The organism is Polaribacter sargassicola (assembly GCF_021991835.1).
Lineage (GTDB): Bacteria > Bacteroidota > Bacteroidia > Flavobacteriales > Flavobacteriaceae > Polaribacter > Polaribacter sargassicola.
This window is the reverse complement of sequence record NZ_JAHDAU010000008.1, coordinates 150292-174395: the sequence shown is the minus strand read 5'-3', so window position 1 is coordinate 174395 and position 24104 is coordinate 150292. Positions and strand designations below refer to the sequence as shown.

The following is a 24104-nucleotide window of genomic DNA, read 5'->3' as shown; positions in this document are numbered from 1 at the left end:
AGCTGAAAATTTTAGGGTGGTTATTGCATTGGGGCTCACCTCTTCCCATCTCGAACAGAGAAGTTAAGCCCAATAGCGCCAATGGTACTGCATTTATGTGGGAGAGTAGGTCGCCGCCTTTCTTTATCAAAGCCTCAATTCTTTTGAATTGAGGCTTTTTTTATGCTTAGAATTAAAAGAAGAAGCTATAAAATATAGAGTAATGATTATTATATAGAGGTGTTTTATGCTTTTTAATCGATTGTAGCATAGCAAACAAAGTAGAAACTATACTCTCAATCAAAAAGAACTCATAAGCTCTTTAAATTAGATATCAAACAAAAAACTCATCAGTTAATCACTGATGAGTTCAAGACTCATTAAACAGATTTTTTGATAAAACAGCTAAGTTGTAAATTATTAATTAATAAAGTTTTATATTTGTGGCTTAATAGAGAAAAAATAGGGGAAATGAAGAAAATTAAATATTTATTATTAGTGTTTTTTGTCTGTATTGGAATTAACAATATATATAGCCAAAAAACTCCGCCACCACCACCACAAACAGGAGATACAGTAACACCACCACCGGGCTTACCAATAGATAGCGGTTTGGCTATTTTATTAGTATGTGGAATAGCTTATGGAACAAAAAAAGTTAGAAATTAGAAAGTTTACTAATATATTTGCCTATAACATCAAACTCTAAATTAACATTATCCCCCTTTTTAAGAAGTTTAAAGTTTGTGTTTTCTAAAGTATAAGGTATTATAGCTACACTAAATTCGTTTTTTTTAGAATTGATAACTGTTAAGCTAACACCATTTATAGTTATTGATCCTTTTTCAATTGTAACGTTATTTGATTTACTGTCATAAGTAAAAGTAAAGATAGTACTGCCCTCTTCAGTTTTTATGTTAGAGCATATTCCTTTGTGGTCTACATGACCTTGTACTATATGACCGTCTAATCTATCACCAAGCTTCATTCCTCTTTCAAGATTAATTAAATTACCAATTTCAAAATCTTTAAGAGTAGTTTTTTCTAAAGTTTCTTTAATTGCTGTAACAGTATATGTGTCATCTTTAATTGATACTACGGTAAGGCAAACACCATTGTGAGCTACACTTTGATCAATTTTTAATTCATTTGTAAAATTGCTTTTTACTGTAAGATGTATATTATCTTTCTCTTTTTTAATATTTGTAATTGTACCAAGTGTTTCTATTATACCAGTAAACATATCTGTAAAATTTAGTTACTTTTGTAGTATTCAAAAATAGGAATAATAGAAGAGTTAATATGGATAAATCTGATAAAATTATTGTAGGTATTTCAATAGGTGATTTAAATGGAATTGGTTTAGAAGTGGTGTTAAAGACATTTATGGATAAAAGAATGCTAGAATTTTGTACACCTGTTATTTTTGGATCAACAAAAGTTGTTACTGCGTATAAAAAGCTATTAAAAATAGAAACTCAAGTTTTTGGAATTTCATCGTTAAAACAAATTAATTATAATAGAATTAACGTTTTAAATATTTGGAAAGAAGATGTTTTTATAGAATTAGGAAAAGCTACTAAAACATCGGGTGAATATTCAGCAAAATCATTAGAAATTAGTGTTGAATATTTAAAGAATGAAAGTATAGATGTTTTGTTAACAGCGCCAATAAATAAAGATACTATCCAATCAGATAGTTTTAATTTTCCTGGTCATACAGAATATTTAGAATCAAATTTATCAGGAAAAAGTTTAATGATCCTTATGACTGATGAATTAAAGATTGGATTAATAACAGGTCATATTCCTATTTCTAAAGTTGCTGATTCTATCACTCCAGAATTAATTAAAGAGAAAGTTGAAACAATGTATACTTCCTTAATTGAAGATTTTGGTATCAATAAACCTAAAATTGCTGTTTTGTCATTAAATCCTCATTGTGGAGATAATGGAGTTATAGGTAAAGAAGATGATGAAGTTATTTTACCAACTATAGAGGAGATTAGAAAAACAGGTAAATTAGTTTTTGGGCCTTATGCAGCAGATGGTTTTTTTGGTTCTGAAACATATAAACAATTTGATGGAGTTTTAGCGACTTATCATGACCAAGGTTTAGCACCATTTAAAGCACTATCTTTTGGTAAAGGTGTAAACTTTACAGCAGGTTTAAGTAAAATTAGAACATCACCAGATCATGGTACTGGTTTTGATATCGCAGGTAAAAATTTGGCAGATCCTTCATCTTTTAAAGAAGCTTTATTTACGGCTATAAAAGTTTATAAAACAAGAAAAGAATTCAAAGAATTATCTAATAACCCTCTTTTAATTAAAAATTAATTCTTTTTTAAAGAAAAGATGATAAAATAATATTTTTTTATATCTTTGCACGCTCAATTGATGTTTGGTAATGAAAGACTTAAGAGAATTCAACATCCAGTTTGTAGGATTAAAAGAAGGTAATCATTTATATACATATGATATTGATAATACGTTCTTTAGTTATTTTGATTATGATGAATTTAAAAGTTCATCTATTCAAGTATCATTAGATTTTGTAAAAAAAAGTACGTTATTAGAGTTAACTTTTAATGCTAAAGGTTATGTAGAAGTTCCTTGTGACACTACAGGAGAACTATATAACCAAGAAATAGACGCGGTATTACCGTTAATAGTTAATTTTGGTATTGAATTTAACGATGATAACGAGGAAATTTTAATTTTACCTCATGAAGCATATGAGTTTAATGTTGCACAATATATATATGAAATGATTGTGTTGGCAGTGCCACTAAAAAGGATTCATCCTGGAGTATTAGATGGTAGTTTAGAGTCTGCAACATTAAGTAAGTTAAAAGAATTAGATAGTAACAGAGTAGAAAAAACTGTTGAGGAAACAGAGACAGACCCTAGGTGGGATAAATTAAAGAATTTAATAACAGAAAAAAAGACATAAAATGGCACATCCTAAAAGAAAGATATCTAAAACTAGAAGAGATAAAAGGAGAACACATTACAAAGCAGCTTCTCAGCAAATTGCTACAGATCCTACAACAGGTGAAGCTCATTTATACCACAGAGCACACTGGCATGAAGGAAAACTATACTACAGAGGACAAGTAGTACTAGAATCTTCTGCTGTAGAAGCATAAGTAAAACACTAATAATTTTAAAAACCCTCATTTTTGAGGGTTTTTTTTGCGTTTTCAAACCAAAAATGACTGTTTTTTACTTTTTTTCTCTAAAAGTGAAATAATTTTCATTTCTTTGAAATTCCTTAACGTTAGGATAATAACTTGAAATATGACTAAAATCACTGCGGCAATTACAGCAGTAGGGAAGTATGTTCCTGAATATGTTTTGACCAATAAAGAATTAGAAACCTACGTAGACACTAATGATGAGTGGATAACTACAAGAACTGGTATTAAAGAAAGAAGAATTCTTAAAGGAGAAGGTTTAGGTACTTCATATATGGCAATTAAAGCTACTGAAGATTTATTAAAGAAATCTAATACAGATCCTAAAGAAATAGATTTAGTAATTGTTTGTACAGCAACACCAGATTTACTAGTTGCATCAACAGCGGCATATGTTGCTTCTGAAATTGGAGCCGTAAACGCTTTTGGTTATGATTTACAAGCGGCTTGTTCTAGTTTCTTGTATGGTATGTCTACTTCTGCTAGTTATATTGAATCTGGTAGATATAAAAAGGTATTATTAATTGGAGCAGATAAAATGTCTTCAATTATAGATTATGAAGATAGAGCAACCTGTATAATTTTTGGAGATGGAGCAGGTGCTGCATTATTTGAGCCAAATAATGAAGGGTTAGGTTTACAAGATGAATATTTACGAAGTGATGGTGTTGGAAGAGATTTTCTAAGAATAGAAGCAGGAGGATCTATGATGCCAACAACAGAACAAACTGTAAAAGAGAAAAGACATTTTGTTTATCAAGAAGGAAAAACTGTTTTTAAATACGCTGTTTCTAATATGGCAGATGTTGCTGAAAAAATGTTAACTAGAAACGATTTAGAAGAGAAAGATATTCAATGGTTAGTTGCACACCAAGCAAATAAAAGAATTATTGAAGCAACAGCTAAAAGAGTTGGTGTATCATCAGAAAAAGTAATGATGAACATTCAAAAGTATGGTAATACAACTTCTGCAACATTACCACTTTTATTAGCAGATTACGAAAATCAATTAAAAAAAGGAGATAATTTAATTTTTGCCGCATTTGGTGGTGGTTTCACTTGGGGAGCTGCTTTCTTAAAATGGGCATATAATTCATAAATCAAATAATTAAAGAATAAGAAGTATGGATATTAAAGAAATTCAAAATCTTATAAAATTTGTAGCAAAGTCTGGCGCAAGTGAGGTTAAGTTAGAAATGGAAGATATTAAAATTACTATTAGAACAGGTAGTGATAAGACAGAGACTACAATTGTACAAGCTGCTCCTATTGCAAATATGCCACAGCCAGCTGCTCCTGTTGCTACTCAAATAACTATGCCTGTAGATTCTGGTGCTACAAAAGTAGAAAGTAATGAATCTAAATACATTACAATAAAATCTCCTATTATAGGAACTTTTTATAGAAAACCATCTCCAGATAAACCAAATTTTGTAGAAGTTGGTACCGCAATTAATGTTGGTGATACAGTTTGTGTTATCGAAGCAATGAAGTTATTTAATGAGATTGAATCTGAAGTTTCAGGTAAAATTGTTAAAGTATTAGTTGATGATTCTTCTCCTGTAGAATTTGATCAACCTTTATTCTTAGTAGATCCATCGTAGTATTTTTAGCAAATTTATAAGAAATAGAAATTTCTTTTTTTTACTAAATTACTAATCAAACTAATTAAAACAATTATGTTTAAAAAAATATTAATTGCCAATAGAGGAGAAATAGCACTTCGTGTTATTAGAACTTGTAAAGAAATGGGCATAAAAACTGTAGCGGTTTATTCTACAGCAGATGAAGCAAGTTTACATGTTAGATTTGCAGATGAAGCTGTTTGTATAGGTCCTGCAGCTAGTTCTGAATCTTACTTAAAAATGGCTAATATCATTGCTGCTGCAGAAATAACAAATGCAGATGCAATTCATCCAGGTTATGGTTTTTTATCTGAAAATGCTAAATTTTCTAAATTATGTGAAGAACATAATATTAAGTTTATTGGTGCAACTGGGGTAATGATTAACCAAATGGGAGATAAAGCAAATGCTAAATCTACAATGATTGCAGCAGGTGTGCCTTGTGTTCCTGGGAGTGAGGGTGTTATTGAAAATTTTGAAGAATGTAAACAAATTGCCAAAACAATAGGTTACCCTGTAATGCTAAAAGCATCAGCCGGAGGTGGTGGTAAAGGTATGCGTGCAGTTTGGAAAGAAGAAGATCTAAAAGATGCTTGGGATTCTGCAAGACATGAAAGTAAAGCAGCTTTTGGAAATGACGATATGTATATGGAGAAGCTTATAGAAGAGCCAAGACATATAGAGATACAAATTGTTGGAGATTCTTACGGAAAAGCTTGCCATTTATCTGAAAGAGATTGTTCTGTTCAGAGACGTCATCAAAAGTTAACAGAAGAAACTCCTTCTCCTTTTATGACAGATGATTTAAGAAATAGAATGGGAGATGCTGCTGTAAAAGCAGCAGAATATATTAAATATGAAGGAGCTGGTACTGTAGAGTTTTTGGTTGATAAACATAGAAACTTTTTCTTTATGGAAATGAATACTCGTATTCAGGTAGAGCATCCTATAACAGAAGAAGTTGTTAATTACGATTTAATTAGAGAGCAAATACTAGTTGCAGCAGGAGTTCCTATTTCAGGGAAAAACTATTTTCCACAAATGCATTCTATAGAGTGTAGAATTAATGCTGAAGATCCTTCAAATAATTTTAGACCAGCACCAGGAAAAATTACAATTTTTCACTCACCAGGTGGTCATGGAGTTAGAGTAGATACGCATGTGTATGCAGGTTATATGATTCCTCCTAATTATGATTCTATGATTGCTAAATTAATTACCACAGCTCAAACAAGAGAAGAGGCAATTAATAAAATGAAACGTGCATTAGATGAGTTTGTTATAGAAGGTGTTAAAACAACAATTCCTTTTCATAGACAATTAATGGATCATCCAGATTATGTGTCTGGAAATTATACAACAAAATTTATGGAAGATTTCGAAATGAAATAAGAAATAAAAATATCATAAAGGAAAAAAGAGAATACATTAGATTATGTATTCTCTTTTTTTATATTTATAAAAATGTTTTTTAAAATGAAAATAGATGGTATTGATAAAAAGATTATTAGAAGCTTAACAAAAGACGCTAGAACTCCAATATTAAGTATTGCTAGAGAAATAGGCGTATCTGGTGCAGCTATTCATCAAAGATTAAGAAAGCTTGAAAAAGCAAAGCTAATTGATAGCTATCAAATGATTATAAATCATGAAGTATTAGGTTATTCTACAACAGTTTTTATAGGTGTTTATTTAGATAATGATGTTTTGTTATCTTCTGTAGTAAAAAGGTTAAAAGAAATGCCAGAAGTTTTAGAATGCCATTATACTACCGGAAATTTTGCAATTTTTATAAAAGTAATATGTAAGAATAATAATGATTTAGTAAATGTATTAGAAACCAAGATTAAGAAAATTAAAGGTGTTTTTAAGATAGAAACTATGGTTTCTTTAAATCAATCAATAGATAGACAATATCTTATATAAAAATAGACAATTAATTTGTGTAAAAATATTTTGTAAAATCAAAAAACCGTTGAAAATCATAAGATTAACAACGGTTATTGTACTGAAGATGGGACTTGAACCCATACGGCCATTACTGACCACTGGATTTTAAGTCCAGCGTGTCTACCAATTCCACCACTTCAGCATTGGTATATTTTAAATAGAGCGAAAGACGGGATTTGAACCCGCGACCCTCACCTTGGCAAGGTGATGCTCTACCCCTGAGCTACTTTCGCAGTCATTATTTTATTTAGAACTTTTTGCTGTAAACGTCTAATTGTTTAGAGCGGTGCAAAGATAGTATGTTTTATGGTTCTAGCAAATTTTTTTTAGTTTTTTTTTAGTTTTTTTTATTTGTTCTTTTTGTTTTCAAAATAAGTTGCTCTTATAGAGTGTTTTAGTTATGTGTGTTTTTTTAATTATTTTTTAAAATTCTAAAAAATAATTTCTCTTGTGTAAAATTAGTGTAACCTTATAGCTTATAATCTTCTTATAAATGATCTAATTTATATAAAAGTCAATAAATAGGTATTTTTTTTATTCAACAAATGTTTATATATTTGGTTTACCAAATTGGTAAACCAGTTTTGGTTGTTTCAAAAATAGATAAGGTTTTACCAAGTAAAAATGGCTCATTTTAATGAAAATAAAAAATTAAATTTCATGAATAAAATAGTTTTTATAATTATTTCTGTTTTGTCTTTTTCCACATTAAAAGTCAACGCACAAGAGGTGTTAGTTTCTAATATTGTAGAATATAATGCTTCCATAAAAAATGCAAAACCAGGAACTACTATTATCTTAAAAAATGGTATTTGGAAAGATGTTAAGTTAAATGCTTATGGTAACGGAGAAGAAGATAATCCTATTATTGTGAAAGCTGAAACAGCCGGAAAAGTAATTGTCTCTGGTAATTCTACCTTAAATATTTATGGTGAATATGTAATTGTTAGTGGGCTTTGGTTTAAAGATGGTAGTTCTTCTTATAAATCAGTTGTTCAGTTTAAAAAAGATTCTAAAACTTTTGCAAACAATTGTAGATTAACTAATTCAGCAATTACTTATTTTGAAAATAATGCTGGTTTAAAAGATCATTGGGTAGATATTTGGGGTAAAAATAATAGAGTAGATCATAATAATTTTACAGGAAAAACAAGTGAAGGTACAACTTTAGTTGTTTGGTTAAAAGGTGATGAGCATGTAGAGAATAATCATAGAATAGATAATAACTTTTTTGGTGAAAGAGAGGATTTAGGTAAGAATGGTGGCGAGACAATAAGAATTGGTACAAGTGAAAATTCTATGAAATCATCTAAGACTTTAGTAGAGAGAAATATATTCGCAAATTGTGATGGAGAAATAGAAATTGTGTCTAATAAATCTTGCGATAATATTTTTAGAGATAATTTATTTGTAGAAAGTAAAGGTACATTAACCCTTAGACACGGTAATAATGCATTAGTAGAAAGAAATGTATTTATTGGTAATGGTGTTTCTAATACAGGAGGAATAAGAGTTATCAATCAAGGGCATATTATAAAGAATAATTATCTAATTGGTTTAGAAGGTGATGGATATAGAGGGCCAATTGTGGTTATGAATGGTGTACCAAATACTCCATTAAATAGGTATCTTCAAGTAAAAAATGTAGATATTCAGAATAATACAATTATAAATTCTGGTCCAATTACTTTTGGTGCTGGTAAAGATGAAGAAAAAACTTTAGCACCTGTAAGTACTAATTTTTCGAACAATTTAATTTTTAATACTAAATCAGATAAAAATATCATTTTTGAAGATAGTGTAGATGGTGTAACTTTTAGTAATAATTACTTAGATGCTCCAGGTTCAGAAACTTTAAATGGTTTTAATAGAGTAAAAGTTGAATGGAAAGAAATAGGTTCTTTTCCTATCCCGACAGCTAATAATAGTGCTTTGTTAGAAGTTTCTAAAAATGATAAAAGTGCTACAAAAGATATTACAAATTCTTCAAGAGTTACCTTTAATGCTGGTGCTTTTAATTTAGATGCTAACAGGTTGCCAAAAGCTTTAACGTTAAGATCTGGGCCAGGTTGGAAAGTAGAAATTGTAAAACCTGTGGCTAAAGCAGAAGAAATTAGTGTTGAGCCAGGTGTAGAAACTTTAAGAAAGGCCATTAATAAAGCGAACCCAGGTTCTATACTCATGTTAAAAACCGGAGAGTATATCTTAGAAAAATCAATTAAAGTATCAAAAAATATTAAAATAATTGGTGATAAAGGTGGAGCTACAATAATTACAGCTAAAAAAGATCTAGAAAAACCACTTAGCTATATGTTTAGAGTAAATGAAGAAGTTACTCTAGATATTAAAAATGTAATCTTAGATGGAGAAATTTCTAACTTAAAGTATGCAATTGTTTCTCCGGATAAACAAGAAGCAGGAATTTATAATTTATTTGTAGAAAACGTAACCTTTAAAAACTTTACAAATAAAAGTGGAGGAAGTGTTTTTAAAGCGTATAATGGTACAAAAGCAGATACGTTAAGCTTTATTAACTCGAGATTCGAAGATAATTATAGAGGGTTAAATTTATCTTATGATAAAGATGAAATGGGGAAATTTAATGCAAATAACATTATTATAGAAAATACAGTTTTTAAAAATATAGAAGAAGCTGCAATTAATTATTATAGAAAAATTTTGTCACCAGAGCTTCCGGGAGGAAATCTAATTATTAAAAATTCGGTTTTTTCTAATGTTTATAATGATGAAAAAGGAAAAATTATTAGATCTGAAGGAATACATAATGTAGAAATTACAAATTCGGTTTTTGAAGGTAGCTATAAAATAGAAACACCAATATCTTTAAAAGGTACCAAGAATGTAATTTCTAATTGCTTAATATTTAAAAGTGGTTTTGTAAAAGTTAGTAACGGTGCCGAAAAAGAAAATTTAATATACAAAAACCCGAAATGGGAAGATGATATTCTTTTTATACCAAGTGAAAAATCAGATTTATTAAAATCGAATAATGGTGTTGAAAATATTGGACTAAAACAATAATTTTTTATTGATGAGAAAATATTTGTTAAATATACTATTTCTTGTAATTGTTTTTCAGTTTACAAATGGTCAGGTTGTGTTAACAGCAGATGGTCCTGGTAATACTTATCAATTGATAAATTCTGTTTTTGCTAATACAAATAGAAATGTTGTAGAAGTGCCAGATTGTAATCATTCAGATTTTGGAGATCATATAGATGAAGTTTTTGATACAGATTTAAACAAAAATGTATTTCGTTTTCATATACATGTATCATCAGATAACGATCGTTGTAAAAAATTTGATAGACAACGAAATGAAATAAAATCATATTCTGATTCACCAGAAAACCTAAAAGCAGAAAAAGGAGAAACAGTAGAATATAAATGGAAATTTAAACTACCAGAAGATTTTAAACCATCTTCTAATTTTACACATATTCATCAATTAAAAGTAGTTGGTGGTCCTTATGCGTCTATCCCTATGATTTCTTTTACGCTTAGAAAAGGAAATCCAGATAAATTAGAGTTAAGATATACGGCTACTAAATCGCAAAAAACTCTAAAAACTGTAGATTTAAACTTATTTAAAGGTAATTGGGTAGAAGTTACAGAATACGTAAAGTTTGATGATGTTGGTAGTTATTCTGTGGTTATAAAAACGATTTCTGATAATAAAGAAATTTTTAATTATTCTAACAGTCCAATGGATACTTGGCAAGATGGTGCCGAATTTGCAAGACCAAAATGGGGTATTTATAGAAGTTTAAAAAGTAAAGAAGATTTACAAGATGAAATTGTAAAATATGCAGATTTTAGCATCAATGAAATTAAAGATTTATATTCTGTAGATGTTTTAAAAGAAAAAGCAGAAAGAATTTTATTAACATCTAACTCATCTTCAGAAATAGAATTTAAGAATGTAGATGGTTTTAATTTGGTTGAATTATTTGATAATTCTGGTAGAAAAATTGATATAGAAAATAAGATAGATAATAGTAAGTTAGATGTTTCAGGTTTTACTAAAGGACTTTATTTTCTTGTATTTAAAAAAGAAAGTGAGATTGTAAAAGTACTAAGGTGTTATGTTAAATAATTAGTAGTACTTACTTTTTAGTAAATAAGTCTAAAATCTTCATTGTGGTTAAGCCACTTTCTATTGGGCAAGGGTTTTTCTCTTTTTCTAAAAAATAGTTTACAGTACTTTCTATCATTGGTTTTTGAATGTTTTTTGGGTTTTTAAAGCTAAAGGTCTCTTCTTTTTCTAAGGTAGATAAGAATACGCTTTCACCATAAAAAGAAAAACTAATTGTACCTTTTTCTCCATAGATTTTACATTCATCTTTAATGTCTTTATCAGAAACATTAAAATTCCAAAGTCCTTTAAATTGAATTCCGTTTTTAAACTCTATACATCCGTTTATAATATCGGCAACTTTGTTATTCTTTAAAGAAGTAGAAAAACCTTCAGCTTTTTTTATATCACCAAAAAAGTAATACATTAAATCTATTTGATGTGGTGCTATGTCATGAAAATATCCGCCACCAGATATTTCTGGTTTTAACCTCCAATTATCATCTGTTTGTACAATTACGTTTTTATTTTTTGATTGTAAAATTTGAACATCAACATGTAAAATATTCCCTATAGATCCGGAATCAATTAGTTCTTTTACTTTTAAAAATGCAGGTAATTTTCTTCTGTAATGTGCAACTACTAGTTTTGTTTGTTTATTTATTAAATCGCTTAATTCTTTTGCTTCAGAAAAATTAAGAGTTATCGGTTTTTCTAAATAAAGATATTTATTGACAAGCAAACATTTTTTAGCTATTTCTAAATGAGTAGAAGGCGGAGTTGCTATATAAACAGCATTAATTTCTTTATTTTCTAATAATTTATCAACAGAATCATACCAAAGAGAAACTTTGTGTCTAATGGCAAAATCTTCTGCTTTTTTTGCATCTCGTCTCATTACAGCAATTAATTTAGAGTTATTTACCTTGTTAAAAGCTGGTCCGCTTTTAACTTCTGCAACATCTCCACACCCTATAATCCCCCATTTAATTAATTTCATTTTAAAAAGATTTATTTAAGTAAAAATAGTTTTTTTGATTTCAATAATAACAGTATATTTGGCTTAATTAATTGGTTTACCAATTTATTGTTTTGTACATAAAGTTGCATATATATGCTATTTTTCAACTTTACTCTCTTATAAATAGAAGTCACTTATTTAATTTAAATTTTAAAAATAAGAAAACACTTATTTAATTAAAAGATAAGTACAATTAAAATTATAATAGTAAGAAATAATCTTATAGAGTTAGCAGCCTCTTTTATTTTTTACTCAACTTAGAACAGATTATTTAAACATATTAACTAAAAAAATGAAAAAATCATTATTAATTATTACACTGTTGCTTCTTGTGGTATCTTGTAGTAACGAAAAAGTAACACAAAGCATTGTTGTTACAACACCTGAAGAATTAATTAATGCGGCAAAAAATGCCCAGCCAGGAGATGATATTGTTATCAAGAACGGTACTTATAAAGACGTAGAGATTGAGTTTGTTGGAGAGGGAACAAAAGAAAATCCTATTAATTTAAGGGCAGAAACACCAGGGCAAGTTTATATAGAAGGAGTTTCTAACTTAGAAATTGCAGGTTCTTATTTAAACGTAAGCGGCCTTTATTTTAGAAATGGTTATACGCCAACTAAAGATGTTATTGCTTTTAGAACAGGTAGTGAAAAAGTTGCAAATTATTCTACTGTTTCTAATTGTGTAATTTTAGATTTTAATCAAGAACAAAGAGATAAAGATGATCTTTGGGTGCAGTTTTATGGAACACATAACGCATTAAAAAACTGTTATCTTGCAGGGAAAACTAATGGAGGGCCAACGGTTAGAGTAGATTTAAAAGGAAATCAAAGTATTAGAAACTATCATCAAATTGTTAATAATCATTTTGGACCAAGACCAAGAAAAGGTGGTGCAAGAGGAGAAACAATTCAGTTAGGTAGTAGTTTTACATCTATGTCGCCAAGTAATACAACAATTGCAAATAACTTATTTGAAGAGTGTAATGGTGAAGTAGAAATTATTTCTAGTAAAACAAACTTTAATATTATCCGTAACAATGTTTTTTATAAAAGTGAAGGTTCTGTTGTAACTCGTCATGGAAATTATGCAACTATTGATGGAAATTATTTTATAGGTGATGGTGTAAATAAAAATTACGGTGGTATTAGAATTGTAAATACTGGGCACTGGATAATTAATAACTATTTTTATAAAATTATTGGAGAGAACTTTAGAAGTCCGTTAGCTGTAATGAATGGTATTCCTAAATCTCCATTAAATAGATATAACCAAGTTACAGATGTTGTTGTTGCGTATAATACGTATGTAGATAGTAAATCTCCTTGGCAATTTGGAGTAGGAACAAACATTGCTCAGGCAGATGTTTTACCTAAATCAGAAATTCGTTCTGCAAGAGCACTTAGAACTGTGGTAGCTAACAATGTTATCTATAATACAAAAGGAGATAAAGATATTATTATAGAACATGATAAGGCAGATGGTGTTAAGTTTAAAAGCAACATAATTAACAATCAAGGTGTAGATTTTGGTAACGAAGAAAGAATTACACCAGCTAGTTTTGAATTAACAAAAGTAAGTGAGAATATTTATTTACCTAAGTTAACAGAAGATTTTGATATTTACAATGGTTTTGGTTTTGAAACAATTAAAAAAGATCTTTTTGGTAACTCTAGATTAAGTTCTAATTCTATTGGAGCAACTGTAAAAGGAGAGTTTCCAGATCCTAATATTTTAGATAAAACAAAGTATGGTGCAGAGTGGTTTTCTAATGTGGTAGAAGCTAAAGAACCAACTGTTATAGAAGTTGCTTCAGAAAGTGAGTTAGAAGCTAAAATTACTGCTGCAAATGCAGGAGATATTATTGCTTTATCTGCAGGAAAATATACTGTATCAAAATCTATTGTAATTAATAAAACAATTACAATTCAATCAAAAGGAAATGAAAAAGCTGAAATAGTTTTTACAGGTGGAGATAACACTGCTTTATTCGAGTTAAATCCTTACGGAATTTTAAATATTAAAAATGTTGTTCTTAAAGGAAACGGTAAACAACAAGCTTTTTCTAATTTAAAAGAAAAAATGTCTAACCATTTTGGGTTAACAGTTGTTGGTTGTGAGGTTGATAATTTTGATTATGTTTTAAAAGCTTACAAACAAACTTTTGCAGAAGAAATTACTTTTAAAGATTCTAAAATTTTAAATTGTGAAAACGGTATAGAGTTGTCTGAAGAAACTAATGATAAAGGTGATTATAATACAGAGTATTTAACAATTGAAAACTGTGATTTTGTTAATGTTAAGCAAAATGTTATTGATTATTATAGAGGTGGTTATGATGAGTCTACAATAGGTGGTAACTTATTGGTTGCTAATAGTACTTTTACAAATTGTGGAAGCAAAGAAAAAAACGGAATTTTACTTAATCACAGAGGAATTGTAAATGTAAACATTACTAAAAATACATTTAAAAACAACAGAGTTCAGTTTGTTTCTATTTTATGGGGAGCAAAAAATAATATTGAATCTGAAAATACTTTAGTAAATTCTGGTAAGATTAAAACAGAAGAAAACTTGAAGTTAAAATTAATGTATTAATAAAACATATTTTTAAAAAATCCTACAAGGCTTATACTTTGTAGGATTTTTTTGTTTATAAAGAATTGTAATTATTATGAGGTTATTCAAACTATTATTTTTGTTATTTTTTTCGATATCCGTTTACGGTCAAAAAATACCATCAAAAAAGATTATAAAAGTATCTAAATTAGACAAGTTTCTTAAAGATGATGTAAAAAAACAATTGTCTGAAAATGGTAAAATTACGTTAGAAAAATTAGCGAGTTATTTTAGAGATCAATTTTCTGAGCGTTATTATTATAATTATAAAACAGTAGATAATCGTTTTGCAGAATATTCAACATTATACACAGATGCAAAAGAAAATCATATATCTAGAGCTCTAGATCATTTGGGTAAATTTCCTTCTAAACCACAATGGAAATTACCATTTAATTATCAAAACGGAGAACCTGTAAATGCGTACGCTTTAAGACATTTAGCAAGACAGCATAAAATGATAGATATTGCTCTCTATTATTTTTATCAAAAAAAAGATGTAAAATATATAGATTATTTTACAGATCAAATGCAGTCTTTAAATTATGCTTTAAAACAAAATGAGTTTGAAACTATAGAGGATGGTAATGGTGTTTATGAAGCTTTTAGGTCTGGTTACAGGGTTTTAAACTGGTTAGAAATCCATAATCTTTTTTTAGGAGAAGAAGCGTATTCAGATGAAGATCAATTAACAACAATTGCTACTTTATTGCAACACGCTTCTTATTTGTATGAAATAAATCAAGAATTTAAATCTGGTAATCATCAAACAAGAGGTTTGTCTGCTTTGGCAATGGTTTCTATTTTATTAAGAGATTTTGTAGATACAGATGTTTGGTATAAACATTCTATGAATCTTTTGGCAGAACATATGCGTAAAGAAATAAATGAGGACGGTTTTCAGTTCGAACGAACGGTACATTATCATATAAGTGATATTGGTAACTATTTTTATGTATATCAATTAGCGAAAAACAGTAATATAAAAGTAGATGATTTTTGGACTAATAAGCTAGAGTCTTTATTTGGTACTTTAACTAAAATTGCTTTTCCAGATAAATCTGCACCTGTTTTTTCTGATGATACAGATACGCCTTGGGCAGAAAAAAATGATATTTCAGAAGCTTTAACTTTAGGTTTTTTATTGTTTGAAGACCCAACTTATGGATATTTTGCAAATAAAAATATTAGTGAAAAAATGTATTGGTATACAAGCAAAACCCAATTAGAAAGTCTTAAAAATATTCAGCAAGCAAAACCGAATTTAAAGTCTTATGTTTTTTCTGATACAGGTTATTATATTCTAAGAGAAGGTTGGGAAGATAAAGATAAGATGTTAGTTGTTTCTGCTGGAGTTGATGAGAAAAAGCCAGATCATCAACATGGAGATGTTTTAGGAATTCAGGCTTTTGCTAACGGAAATGTTATTTTACCAAATTATCAAGTTCGTTATTCCTTAAAAGATTTAGAGTTGTTTAAAAATTCTATGACAAAAAATGTTGCTTTGGTTGATGATGAATTGCTTGGTAAAAAATATACATCAAATAAAGGAGGAAGTGGATTTGGTAAGTTTAAAGATTTACCAAAACCAACAATAATTGGTTTTCAAAAAGACAAAGATTTAGAAATCTTTATCGGTGCTCATGATGGTTTTAAAAATATTGATGTAAAATATACGCGACAAGTAATTAATGTAGAAAATGATTTTTGGATTGTAAAAGATAATTTTTCATCAGATAAAAACCATATTTATAAGCAGGTTTGGCAAGGTCATTATAGTTTAGAAAATGCACCAAATTTATTGCGTTCTAGTTTTTCTAACGGTTCTGGTTTAGATATTTATCAATTAAATAAAATAGATAAAGTTATTACAGATGGGGCAAGAGGTAAAGAATGGAGTGTTGTTTCTGTAAATGATAAAAAAGACTTTAGTTTTATTACCATTCTATTCCCTTTTTCTAAATATGACGAAAGAATTAATGAAACAAGTGAAACTGTTAACTTAAAAGGTTGGCAAACAACATCAGAAATTATTTCAGATACAAAGAATAAATTATCTAAAGAAAATAAATGTTTGTTGTTTGATGTAAGAGAGGTTGAAATTAAAGGAGAAAAATATCAGTTTTCAGACAAAGTAGATGTTTTTATAGAGATAACAAAAGATGGCTTTATTGTACAGTCTTTAAATGATAATGTGTTTTTAATTAAGAATAGATTAGTAACAAAAGAGATAAAACCTTTAGAAATTTTAGTTTTTAATTAGGAGTTGCAATGTATTTAAATTCAGGTTTTTAATAAAAAATAATGTGTAAAAAATTTTGATAATTCGTTTTTATTTGTATTTTTGGTAAACCAATTTGGTAAACCAATTCTTAGCAGAATAAACAATTAACTAAAAATTTTACAAATGAAAACAAAATTACTTTTTGAAAAAAAAACAAAAACATTTCTAAGCCTTTTTTTACTATGTTTTTGCTTTAATTATGGATGGAGTCAAACAAATTTAGTTTTAAATGGCACAGCAGATCTACATGTTTTTGATTCAAACGATAATGCAGATGCTTGGGATATGACCCCTCCTAGTAGTATTGATGATAATTTAGATAGCCCTTATAGAGCTCTTTGGTATAACTCAGATTTAGACTCTTGGTTAGAAGGTTTTTATAGTGATGATAGTGAGCAACCGGGGGCGTCTAGTGATGGTTCTTATGTAAATGGAGAAAAAACAAGAGGTGTTAAATTAAGTGAGAATTCTCGTCGTTTATATCAGGTAGTTACAGTTGTTCCTGGTTTAGAGTATACTTTTAAAATAGATTCTAGATCTGAGGAAGAAAATATAAATTCAGAAATATTTATTTTAAATGAAGAAATTACTTCTGAAGAAGGATTAGATAGTTCAAGTAGTAGTGTAGATGCTTATTTAGAAGTAACAAATGATTACAACCCAAGTAAAGGGTCTGCAGATGTAAATACATTTACAACAAATACTATTACTTTTACAGCATCTAAAAGTAAAGTGGTTATCTATGTTAGATCTTTAAGTTCTGTAGATAGTAGCCATGAAGTTTTTTATGATAATATAGAACTTTTTGATGCATCAACAGCATCAGTAGATGATGTTTTTTCTTCAAAAATTAGCATCTATCCTAATCCAGCTAACGATTTTGTAAAAATATCTACACTAGAAACTATTGATACTGTGGATGTTTATAATTTAATTGGTAAGAAAGTTATTTCTTCTAAAAATTTAATTGAAAACAGCGTAGATATTTCTACCTTAGCAAAAGGAGTTTATATGTTAAAAATTACGAGTGGAAACTCGGTAGCTTCTAAAAAGTTAATAAAAAAATAAAATAATTATATTTATTTGATTGAATATAAGAACCTATTTAATTTGGGTTCTTATTTTGTCTAAAAAAAAATCTTAAGATGAGTTTTTACAAAGTGCCTTTACTTGCTTTATTAATAATGTTTTCTTGCTCTAAAAAAGAGAATACAGTAGTTGCAGAATCAGAAAATACACATCCAAATTTAATTTTAACAACTAAAAGTGTTGCAGAGATAAAATCTAAATTAGGTACAATTCCTGTTTTTGATAAAACACTACAAGAGGCTAAAGAAGCAGTTGATGCAGAAATAGAAAAAGGAATCGATGTGCCAATTCCTAAAGATATGGCAGGTGGATATACACATACACAGCATAAATTAAATTATGCTACAATGCAAAAAGCTGGAGTATTATTCCAGTTATTAGGCGATGAAAAGTATGCAATTTATATTAGAGACATGTTGTTAGAGTATGCAGAAATGTTTCCTACTTTACCAAGACATCCGCAAGAAAGAAGTTACTCTAGAGGTAAACTTTTTTGGCAATGTTTAAACGATTCTAACTGGTTAACATTTACTAGTCAGGCTTATGACTGTATTTATTCTTGGTTGCCAAAAGAACAATCAGAATATTTAAATAAAACATTATTTAGACCATATGCAGATTTTTTATCTATAGAAACACCTCAGTTTTTTAATAGAGTACATAATCATTCTACTTGGGGTAATGTTGCTGTAGGTATGATTGGTTTGGTTATGGATGATGAAGTTTTAATAAATAGAGCTTTATATGGTTTAAAGAAAGATGATGTAGATTTAAGTGCAAAAGATAATGATGGTGGTTTTATTTTTGATAAAGATGGTAAAGCAGGTTTCTTAGCAAATGTAGATTCTCCTTTTTCACCAGACGGATTTTATACAGAAGGGCCATATTACCAACGTTATGCAATGTATCCTTTTTTAATTTTTGCAGAAGCATTAGAAAATAAAAGACCAGAATTAAAGATTTTTGAATACAAAGATGGTGTTTTAATAAAAGCAGTTGATGCGTTATTGAATCTTACAGATGCAAATGGAGAATTCTTTCCTTTAAATGACGGACAAAAAGGAATGTCTTATTATACGGCATCTTTAGTGTCTGCTGTAGATATTGCTTATCATTATGGTTCTCAAAAACCAGAATTATTGTCTGTAGCAAAAAAGCAAAATAAAGTACAATTAGATGCTACAGGTTTAAGTATTGCTCTTGGGCTAAAAGAAAATAAAGAAAAACCTTTTGTAAAAAAATCTATGGAATTAAGAGATGGTTCTAAAGGTGATGAAGGTGGTGTAGGAATTTTAAGATACCAGAAAGAAGATGAAACTTTAGCTTTAGTAATGAAATATACCGGACAAGGTTTAAGTCATGGACATTATGATAAATTATCTTTTTCTTTATATGAAAATGGAGATGAAGTTATACAAGATTACGGCCTTTCTCGTTTTGTAAACGTAGAGCAAAAAAATGGTGGTGGTTATTTAAAAGAAAATAAAACATATGCAAAACACACTATTGCGCATAATACTATTACACAAAATGAAATTTCTCATTTTAATTACGATTTTGCAACAGGTAGTTTAAATCATTCAGATAAATATTTGTTTGATGTTAATGATCCTAATTTTCAAATTGTAAGTGCTGTAGAAGAAAATGCATATCCTGGTACAAAATTGCATAGAACCATGATTATGGTTAAAGATAAAGATTTAGATAAGCCATTTATTATTGATGTTAATAAAGTAGAGTCTAATAAAAATAATCAATACGATTTACCTTATTATTATTTTGGGCAAATTATTTCTACTAGTTTTAATTTCGATTCTTATTCAACGCTTAAAACTCTTGGAGATGATTATGGTTATCAACATATCTGGAAAGAGGGAAGTGGAATTGTAAATGAAAATAGTATTCAATTTACTTGGTTAGATAATAAAAGGTTTTATTCTATAACCTCTGCAACAAATCCAAAAGATGAGGTTATTCTTGCAAGAATAGGAGCCAATGATCCAGAGTATAATTTAAGAAAAGATCCTTCTATAATAATTAGAAAAAAGAATACTAAAAATACGGTTTATGCATCAATTATAGAATCTCATGGTAGTTATGATTCTGTAGTAGAAGTTGCTAATAACGCATATAGTAATTTTTCTAAAATAGAAGTTTTGAGTGATAATGTTAAATATTCTTCTTTTAGTATTCAATTTAAAAATGGAAAAGAGAAAGTTTTAATTTTATCAAATATTGATAACGATAAAAATAAAGAACATTCAGAAACAATAAATGGTAAGAATTACTCTTGGACAGGAGCTTACTATTACAAATAAATTAATTTTAAAAATAACAAAAAATGAAACGAGTTAGTGAAAAGTATGTCATCGCAAAAGATATAGAGTGGGAAAATCTTGGCGGAGGAGTTTCAAGAAAATTCTTGGGTTATGATAATCAAATTATGATGGTAAGTGTAAAATTTGATAAAGGTGCATTAGGTGCTCCACATCAGCATTTTCACACCCAAGCTACTTATTGTGTTTCAGGGAAATTTGAATTTGAAATTGACGGTGTAAAGCAAATAGTAGAAGCTGGAGATGGTGTTTATATTGAGCCAAACTTAATGCATAGCGCAGTTTGTTTAGAAGAAGGACAATTAATAGATACATTTAGCCCAGTAAGAGAAGACTTTTTAACAGGTGATGGTCCATCTTATTTTGGAGATAAAAAGTAATAATATCCAAAAAGCAAAAATAATTTACCCTAATTAGGCAAAAAGATTAAAAATATGTTAATTATCATAGTATAATAAGAATTTAAGGAATAATTAACTTTTTTTTTTTTAGTCGTAAAAAAACAATTATATTTGGTAAACCAAACTGGTTTACCAAATTTTTTTTTATATAACTAATTGATAGCGTTTTAGAATTACAGTATAGCAGTGCTAATTCATCAATTATTTCTATAAAAAATCAAAAAAAGTTTTATTAACAAAAATTACCCAAAACAATTAACAATGAATTTAAAGTTTAAGTTAGTATTTATCGGAATACTACTTTTTAGTGCATTAGGTTATGCGCAAGAGAGTGTTACGGTAAAAGGTACTGTTACGTCCGTGACAGATAATGAGCCAATTTTAGGGGCTAACATTATTATTGTAGGAACAACAACAGGTACAAGTACAGATTTTGATGGAAACTACAAAATTAAAGTGAAGTCAGGAGATGTTCTTCAATTTTCTTATTTAGGTTTCAAATCTAAAACAATTACTTATGTAGATCAAACAACAATTAACGTAGCGTTAGAAGAAGATTCTAATGTTTTAGAAGAAATTGTTGTAGTTGGTTATGGAAATCAGAAACAAAAAAATGTAACCAGTGCTTTAACTAAAGTATCTGGAGATGATCTTCAAAACCAAGCCGTATCTCGTGTGGAAGACGCCTTAAAAGGAAGAGTTGCTGGTTTAAGAATTCAGGTAACTTCTTCAGAAGCAGGTGGAGATCCTAAAATTACATTAAGAGGTCCGGGTTCTGTAACAGGTTCTTCTTCTCCGTTAATTGTAGTTGATGGAGTTGTATTAGGTACAGATCCTGATATTTTAGCGTCTATAGATAACAATAATATTAAATCTTTAAGTGTTTTAAAAGATGCATCTTCAGTTGCTATTTACGGTTCTCGTGGGGCAAATGGTGTAATTTTAATTACATTAAAAGAAGGTATTGCTGGTCAAACAAAATTTTCTTATAACACATTTACTGGTTATAAGTATTCTAAAAATAATAGTAATTTTAATACAACTATTGCTCAAGAAAGAGCAAGATTAGATGGTTTACAAAGTACTATTGATGGTATATCTACTAGTAGCATAAATTATGATAGAATTATAGGTGATTATAATACTGCATATGCAGAATTAGAAGCTATGGATTTTATTGCATCTTTAGGTACTGGAGAAAAGAATTGGCAAGATGAAGTGTTTGACGGAGGTATAATACAAAGCCACTCTTTTGCTGTAAGAGGAGGTTCTGAGTTAACAAGTTTTACTGCTTCTTTAGGTTATTTAGAGGATGAAGGAATTGCTCTTACTGATAACTTTAAGAAATACAACGCAAGAATTAAGATTGATAGTAAATCAAAAAACAAAAAAATAAAATATGGAGCTAGTATTCGTGTTAACTATAATGATCAAAAGAAATTACCTGCTAGATTTACTGATCCATTAAGACAATTAGGGCATATTCCTTTATATTTAAATGAAGAGCATTTAAAATATGTAACTAATTTTTCTACAGATGTAGGTGTATCTACAGATGCTGGTAAGTTATTTGAAAACTTAGGTGTTGGTAGTTATGGTTTTTCAAGAGCTTTTGATCACGTGTTTACAGTTGATCCAGACAATCCAAGAGCCATTGCAAGAGATCCAGAAACTGGTCTTCCTTTGGCAAGCGATTTAACATCAGGTGGTTTAACTTTGTCTACTACTAAAAACGTACATCCTTTAGTGCATTTCTTAGAGAGAGAAAGAACAAAGAAAAAATTAAACTTAAATGCTTCTTCTTATATAGATTTTAAGTTAGCAGATGGTCTTAATTTTAGACAGACAATTTCAGGAGTTTTTACTCATAATAAGAGTAACGAAGCAGATTTCTTATATGGTCAAGAAAATAGAGATCAAGAATCTTATAGATTAGAAAGAAGAGATGAAATGAATCAATATGCTTTCGAGTCTTTAGTTAAGTATAATAAAACTATTAAAAAGCATACTTTTAATACAGTACTTGGTTTTGAGTTTACACAAAGAGATTTTTATAGACAAGAATCTGAAGCAGTAGGTTTTAGCAACGATTTTAATAATAATATATCTGTTGCAGACGGAGGTACAACTTATACAGATAACGGAACTGATAAATTAGTTTCTTATTTTGGAAGATTAGATTATAATTTTGATGAAAAATATCTTGTTCAATTATCTGCTCGTAGTGATGGTAGTACTAGATTTGGTACAGATAATAGATTTGGTTTTTTCCCAGCAGCATCTTTAGGTTGGGTTATGTCTAATGAAAAATTCTTAGAAAATAGTAATCTAATATCTTTCTTAAAAGTAAGAGCAAGTTATGGTATTTCTGGATCTAATGAAATATCTACAAGTGTATATGAATCATTATACAGATTTGAAGAATCTTTTAGTTCTATTAGTTATAATGGTAGCACAGGTGTAAAAGGAATTACATTAGCAAATAGAGCATTAGGATGGGAAAAATTAAGAGAATTTAATCCTGGTGTAGATATTACATTTGGTAGAGATTTATTTAGTTTAACTGCAGACTATTATATTAGAACAAGTGAAGACTTACTACTTTTTGCACCGTCATCTGCAACTTATGGTACAGATAACTGGTTACAAAACCTTGGAGAAGTTCAAAATGAAGGTGTAGAGCTTGAGTTAACTTCTAGAGTTATGTCTAAAGAAAACTTTAGATGGAGTGCAGGAGCGCAGTTTTCTCTAAATAGAAATACTGTTAAGAGTTTAGGTAATAATGAACAAATTATTTCTAGAATTGATCAAGACACAAGACCAACAGAATTTATAGCAAAAGTAGGTCAACCAATTACATCTTTCTATGGATGGGTTTACGACAAAGAAATTCCATTAGAATGGGTAGATAATCCTTTTAATAGATTTAATAATGATTTTGCAGATGTATATGTAAAAGATTTAAATGGAGACGGTATTATTGATGCTGATGATAGAACAGAATTAGGAAGTCCTTATCCAGATTTCGAATGGGGTTTCAATTCAGACTTTACATTATATGACTTTGATTTTTCTTTCCAATTACAAGGTTCTCATGGAGCAGAGGTTAGAGTTGCAGATTTAGATCAATTATATTATGCAAGTGAGTCTGCTGTAAATGAAGTTTCTAACTTTCCAGATAAAGATTTAACTGTTCATAGAAGATTTACAGATGATCATATACAAGATGCTTCTTATGTGGCTGTAAGAAATATAACTTTAGGTTACACATTACCAGATGCATTAGCTACAAAATATAATTTTGATAAATTAAGATTTTATGTTACTGGAGAGAATTTATTCTACTTTATGGCAAAAGGTTATGAAGGTTTTAATCCAGAAGCACAAGGACAAACATCAAGTAACGCAAATACACCGTTAACTGCAGGTTACCAAAGAGGTGATGGACCAGTTGTTAGAACAGTTTCAGCAGGTATTAACTTCCAATTTTAATTAATATA

At 28.8% G+C, this 24104-nt stretch carries 18 protein-coding genes, 2 tRNA genes and 1 rRNA gene; 17 read left to right on the top strand and 4 right to left on the bottom strand.

Annotated elements, in window-relative coordinates; genetic code table 11:
* Window positions 1–12 precede the first annotated feature (12 nt).
* Window positions 13–122 (top strand): 5S ribosomal RNA (gene rrf / locus KI686_RS13420).
* A 328-nt stretch (window positions 123–450) separates the two neighbouring features.
* Window positions 451–648, top strand: coding sequence for a PID-CTERM protein-sorting domain-containing protein (locus KI686_RS13415; protein WP_237589833.1), 198 nt, complete (start codon window positions 451–453; stop codon window positions 646–648).
* Here KI686_RS13415 and KI686_RS13410 read toward each other — a convergent pair.
* Window positions 638–1222, bottom strand: coding sequence for a riboflavin synthase (locus KI686_RS13410; RefSeq protein ID WP_237589832.1), 585 nt, complete (start codon window positions 1220–1222; stop codon window positions 638–640). The genes KI686_RS13415 and KI686_RS13410 overlap by 11 nt on opposite strands.
* 59 nt (window positions 1223–1281) lie before the next feature.
* Here KI686_RS13410 and pdxA point away from each other — a divergent pair, with 59 nt between their 5' ends.
* The 7 genes from pdxA to KI686_RS13375 all read left to right on the top strand — a co-directional run bounded on the left by pdxA (window position 1282) and on the right by KI686_RS13375 (window position 6730).
* On the top strand, window positions 1282–2319 hold the full coding sequence (gene pdxA, locus KI686_RS13405; protein WP_237589831.1) for a 4-hydroxythreonine-4-phosphate dehydrogenase PdxA: 1038 nt from the start codon (window positions 1282–1284) through the stop codon (window positions 2317–2319).
* Between the two features lie 70 nt (window positions 2320–2389).
* Entirely contained in the window at window positions 2390–2935 is a 546-nt protein-coding gene (locus tag KI686_RS13400) for a YceD family protein (protein ID WP_237589830.1), read from the top strand.
* A gap of 1 nt (window position 2936) precedes the next feature.
* On the top strand, window positions 2937–3131 hold the full coding sequence (gene rpmF, locus KI686_RS13395) for a 50S ribosomal protein L32 (protein WP_237589829.1): 195 nt from the start codon (window positions 2937–2939) through the stop codon (window positions 3129–3131).
* 151 nt (window positions 3132–3282) lie between these two features.
* Window positions 3283–4278, top strand: a complete 996-nt coding sequence (locus tag KI686_RS13390; protein WP_237589828.1) for a beta-ketoacyl-ACP synthase III — start codon at window positions 3283–3285, stop codon at window positions 4276–4278.
* Between the two features lie 25 nt (window positions 4279–4303).
* A complete protein-coding gene (accB, locus tag KI686_RS13385; protein WP_237589827.1) occupies window positions 4304–4783 on the top strand; it encodes an acetyl-CoA carboxylase biotin carboxyl carrier protein in 480 nt (159 codons plus the stop codon).
* A 75-nt stretch (window positions 4784–4858) separates the two neighbouring features.
* On the top strand, window positions 4859–6196 hold the full coding sequence (accC, locus tag KI686_RS13380) for an acetyl-CoA carboxylase biotin carboxylase subunit (protein WP_237589826.1): 1338 nt from the start codon (window positions 4859–4861) through the stop codon (window positions 6194–6196).
* A gap of 84 nt (window positions 6197–6280) precedes the next feature.
* The gene (locus KI686_RS13375) at window positions 6281–6730 is read left to right on the top strand and encodes an Lrp/AsnC family transcriptional regulator (protein ID WP_237589825.1); all 450 of its coding nucleotides are present in this window, start codon (window positions 6281–6283) and stop codon (window positions 6728–6730) included.
* Window positions 6731–6810: 80 nt separating this feature from the next.
* Here the strand turns inward: KI686_RS13375 and KI686_RS13370 are convergent.
* Window positions 6811–6896: transfer RNA gene (locus KI686_RS13370), tRNA-Leu, on the bottom strand.
* Window positions 6897–6915: 19 nt separating this feature from the next.
* Window positions 6916–6987: transfer RNA gene (locus KI686_RS13365), tRNA-Gly, on the bottom strand.
* Between the two features lie 427 nt (window positions 6988–7414).
* On the opposite strand from KI686_RS13365, the gene KI686_RS13360 reads away from it, so the two are divergent.
* Both KI686_RS13360 and KI686_RS13355 read left to right on the top strand, forming a co-directional pair.
* Window positions 7415–9796: a polysaccharide lyase 6 family protein gene (locus KI686_RS13360; RefSeq protein WP_237589824.1), complete on the top strand. Its 2382-nt coding sequence runs from the start codon at window positions 7415–7417 to the stop codon at window positions 9794–9796.
* A gap of 10 nt (window positions 9797–9806) precedes the next feature.
* Window positions 9807–10871, top strand: coding sequence for a heparin lyase I family protein (locus KI686_RS13355; RefSeq protein WP_237589823.1), 1065 nt, complete (start codon window positions 9807–9809; stop codon window positions 10869–10871).
* Window positions 10872–10881: 10 nt separating this feature from the next.
* Here KI686_RS13355 and KI686_RS13350 read toward each other — a convergent pair whose 3' ends face one another.
* Window positions 10882–11850, bottom strand: coding sequence for a Gfo/Idh/MocA family protein (locus KI686_RS13350; RefSeq protein ID WP_237589822.1), 969 nt, complete (start codon window positions 11848–11850; stop codon window positions 10882–10884).
* A 313-nt stretch (window positions 11851–12163) separates the two neighbouring features.
* Between KI686_RS13350 and KI686_RS13345 the strand changes: the two genes are divergently transcribed.
* The 6 genes from KI686_RS13345 to KI686_RS13320 all read left to right on the top strand — a co-directional run bounded on the left by KI686_RS13345 (window position 12164) and on the right by KI686_RS13320 (window position 24096).
* Window positions 12164–14473 carry a chondroitinase-B domain-containing protein gene (locus KI686_RS13345; RefSeq protein WP_237589821.1) on the top strand — a complete coding sequence of 770 codons (2310 nt, stop codon included), beginning with the start codon at window positions 12164–12166 and terminating at the stop codon, window positions 14471–14473.
* Between the two features lie 100 nt (window positions 14474–14573).
* Window positions 14574–16757, top strand: coding sequence for a heparinase II/III family protein (locus tag KI686_RS13340; RefSeq protein WP_237589820.1), 2184 nt, complete (start codon window positions 14574–14576; stop codon window positions 16755–16757).
* A 144-nt stretch (window positions 16758–16901) separates the two neighbouring features.
* Complete coding sequence (locus tag KI686_RS13335; protein WP_237589819.1) at window positions 16902–17846, top strand: T9SS type A sorting domain-containing protein; 945 nt, start codon at window positions 16902–16904, stop codon at window positions 17844–17846.
* Between the two features lie 77 nt (window positions 17847–17923).
* Window positions 17924–20185, top strand: coding sequence for an alginate lyase family protein (locus KI686_RS13330; protein ID WP_237589818.1), 2262 nt, complete (start codon window positions 17924–17926; stop codon window positions 20183–20185).
* A gap of 23 nt (window positions 20186–20208) precedes the next feature.
* On the top strand, window positions 20209–20583 hold the full coding sequence (locus KI686_RS13325; protein WP_237589817.1) for a cupin domain-containing protein: 375 nt from the start codon (window positions 20209–20211) through the stop codon (window positions 20581–20583).
* A 282-nt stretch (window positions 20584–20865) separates the two neighbouring features.
* The gene (locus KI686_RS13320; RefSeq protein ID WP_237589816.1) at window positions 20866–24096 is read left to right on the top strand and encodes a SusC/RagA family TonB-linked outer membrane protein; all 3231 of its coding nucleotides are present in this window, start codon (window positions 20866–20868) and stop codon (window positions 24094–24096) included.
* Window positions 24097–24104 lie beyond the last annotated feature (8 nt).

Excerpts from the sequence above, each read along its gene's own strand:
- KI686_RS13375 (WP_237589825.1), top strand. The coding sequence starts at position 6,281 with ATGAAAATAGATGGTATTGATAAAAAGATTATTAGAAGCTTAACAAAA.
- pdxA (WP_237589831.1), top strand. The coding sequence starts at position 1,282 with ATGGATAAATCTGATAAAATTATTGTAGGTATTTCAATAGGTGATTTA.
- KI686_RS13325 (WP_237589817.1), top strand. The coding sequence starts at position 20,209 with ATGAAACGAGTTAGTGAAAAGTATGTCATCGCAAAAGATATAGAGTGG.
- rpmF (WP_237589829.1), top strand. The coding sequence starts at position 2,937 with ATGGCACATCCTAAAAGAAAGATATCTAAAACTAGAAGAGATAAAAGG.
- KI686_RS13360 (WP_237589824.1), top strand. The coding sequence starts at position 7,415 with ATGAATAAAATAGTTTTTATAATTATTTCTGTTTTGTCTTTTTCCACA.
- KI686_RS13390 (WP_237589828.1), top strand. The coding sequence starts at position 3,283 with ATGACTAAAATCACTGCGGCAATTACAGCAGTAGGGAAGTATGTTCCT.
- KI686_RS13320 (WP_237589816.1), top strand. The coding sequence starts at position 20,866 with ATGAATTTAAAGTTTAAGTTAGTATTTATCGGAATACTACTTTTTAGT.
- KI686_RS13345 (WP_237589821.1), top strand. The coding sequence starts at position 12,164 with ATGAAAAAATCATTATTAATTATTACACTGTTGCTTCTTGTGGTATCT.
- KI686_RS13410 (WP_237589832.1), bottom strand. The coding sequence starts at position 1,222 with ATGTTTACTGGTATAATAGAAACACTTGGTACAATTACAAATATTAAA.
- KI686_RS13335 (WP_237589819.1), top strand. The coding sequence starts at position 16,902 with ATGAAAACAAAATTACTTTTTGAAAAAAAAACAAAAACATTTCTAAGC.
- KI686_RS13415 (WP_237589833.1), top strand. The coding sequence starts at position 451 with ATGAAGAAAATTAAATATTTATTATTAGTGTTTTTTGTCTGTATTGGA.
- KI686_RS13330 (WP_237589818.1), top strand. The coding sequence starts at position 17,924 with ATGAGTTTTTACAAAGTGCCTTTACTTGCTTTATTAATAATGTTTTCT.
- KI686_RS13355 (WP_237589823.1), top strand. The coding sequence starts at position 9,807 with ATGAGAAAATATTTGTTAAATATACTATTTCTTGTAATTGTTTTTCAG.
- KI686_RS13350 (WP_237589822.1), bottom strand. The coding sequence starts at position 11,850 with ATGAAATTAATTAAATGGGGGATTATAGGGTGTGGAGATGTTGCAGAA.
- KI686_RS13400 (WP_237589830.1), top strand. The coding sequence starts at position 2,390 with ATGAAAGACTTAAGAGAATTCAACATCCAGTTTGTAGGATTAAAAGAA.
- accC (WP_237589826.1), top strand. The coding sequence starts at position 4,859 with ATGTTTAAAAAAATATTAATTGCCAATAGAGGAGAAATAGCACTTCGT.
- accB (WP_237589827.1), top strand. The coding sequence starts at position 4,304 with ATGGATATTAAAGAAATTCAAAATCTTATAAAATTTGTAGCAAAGTCT.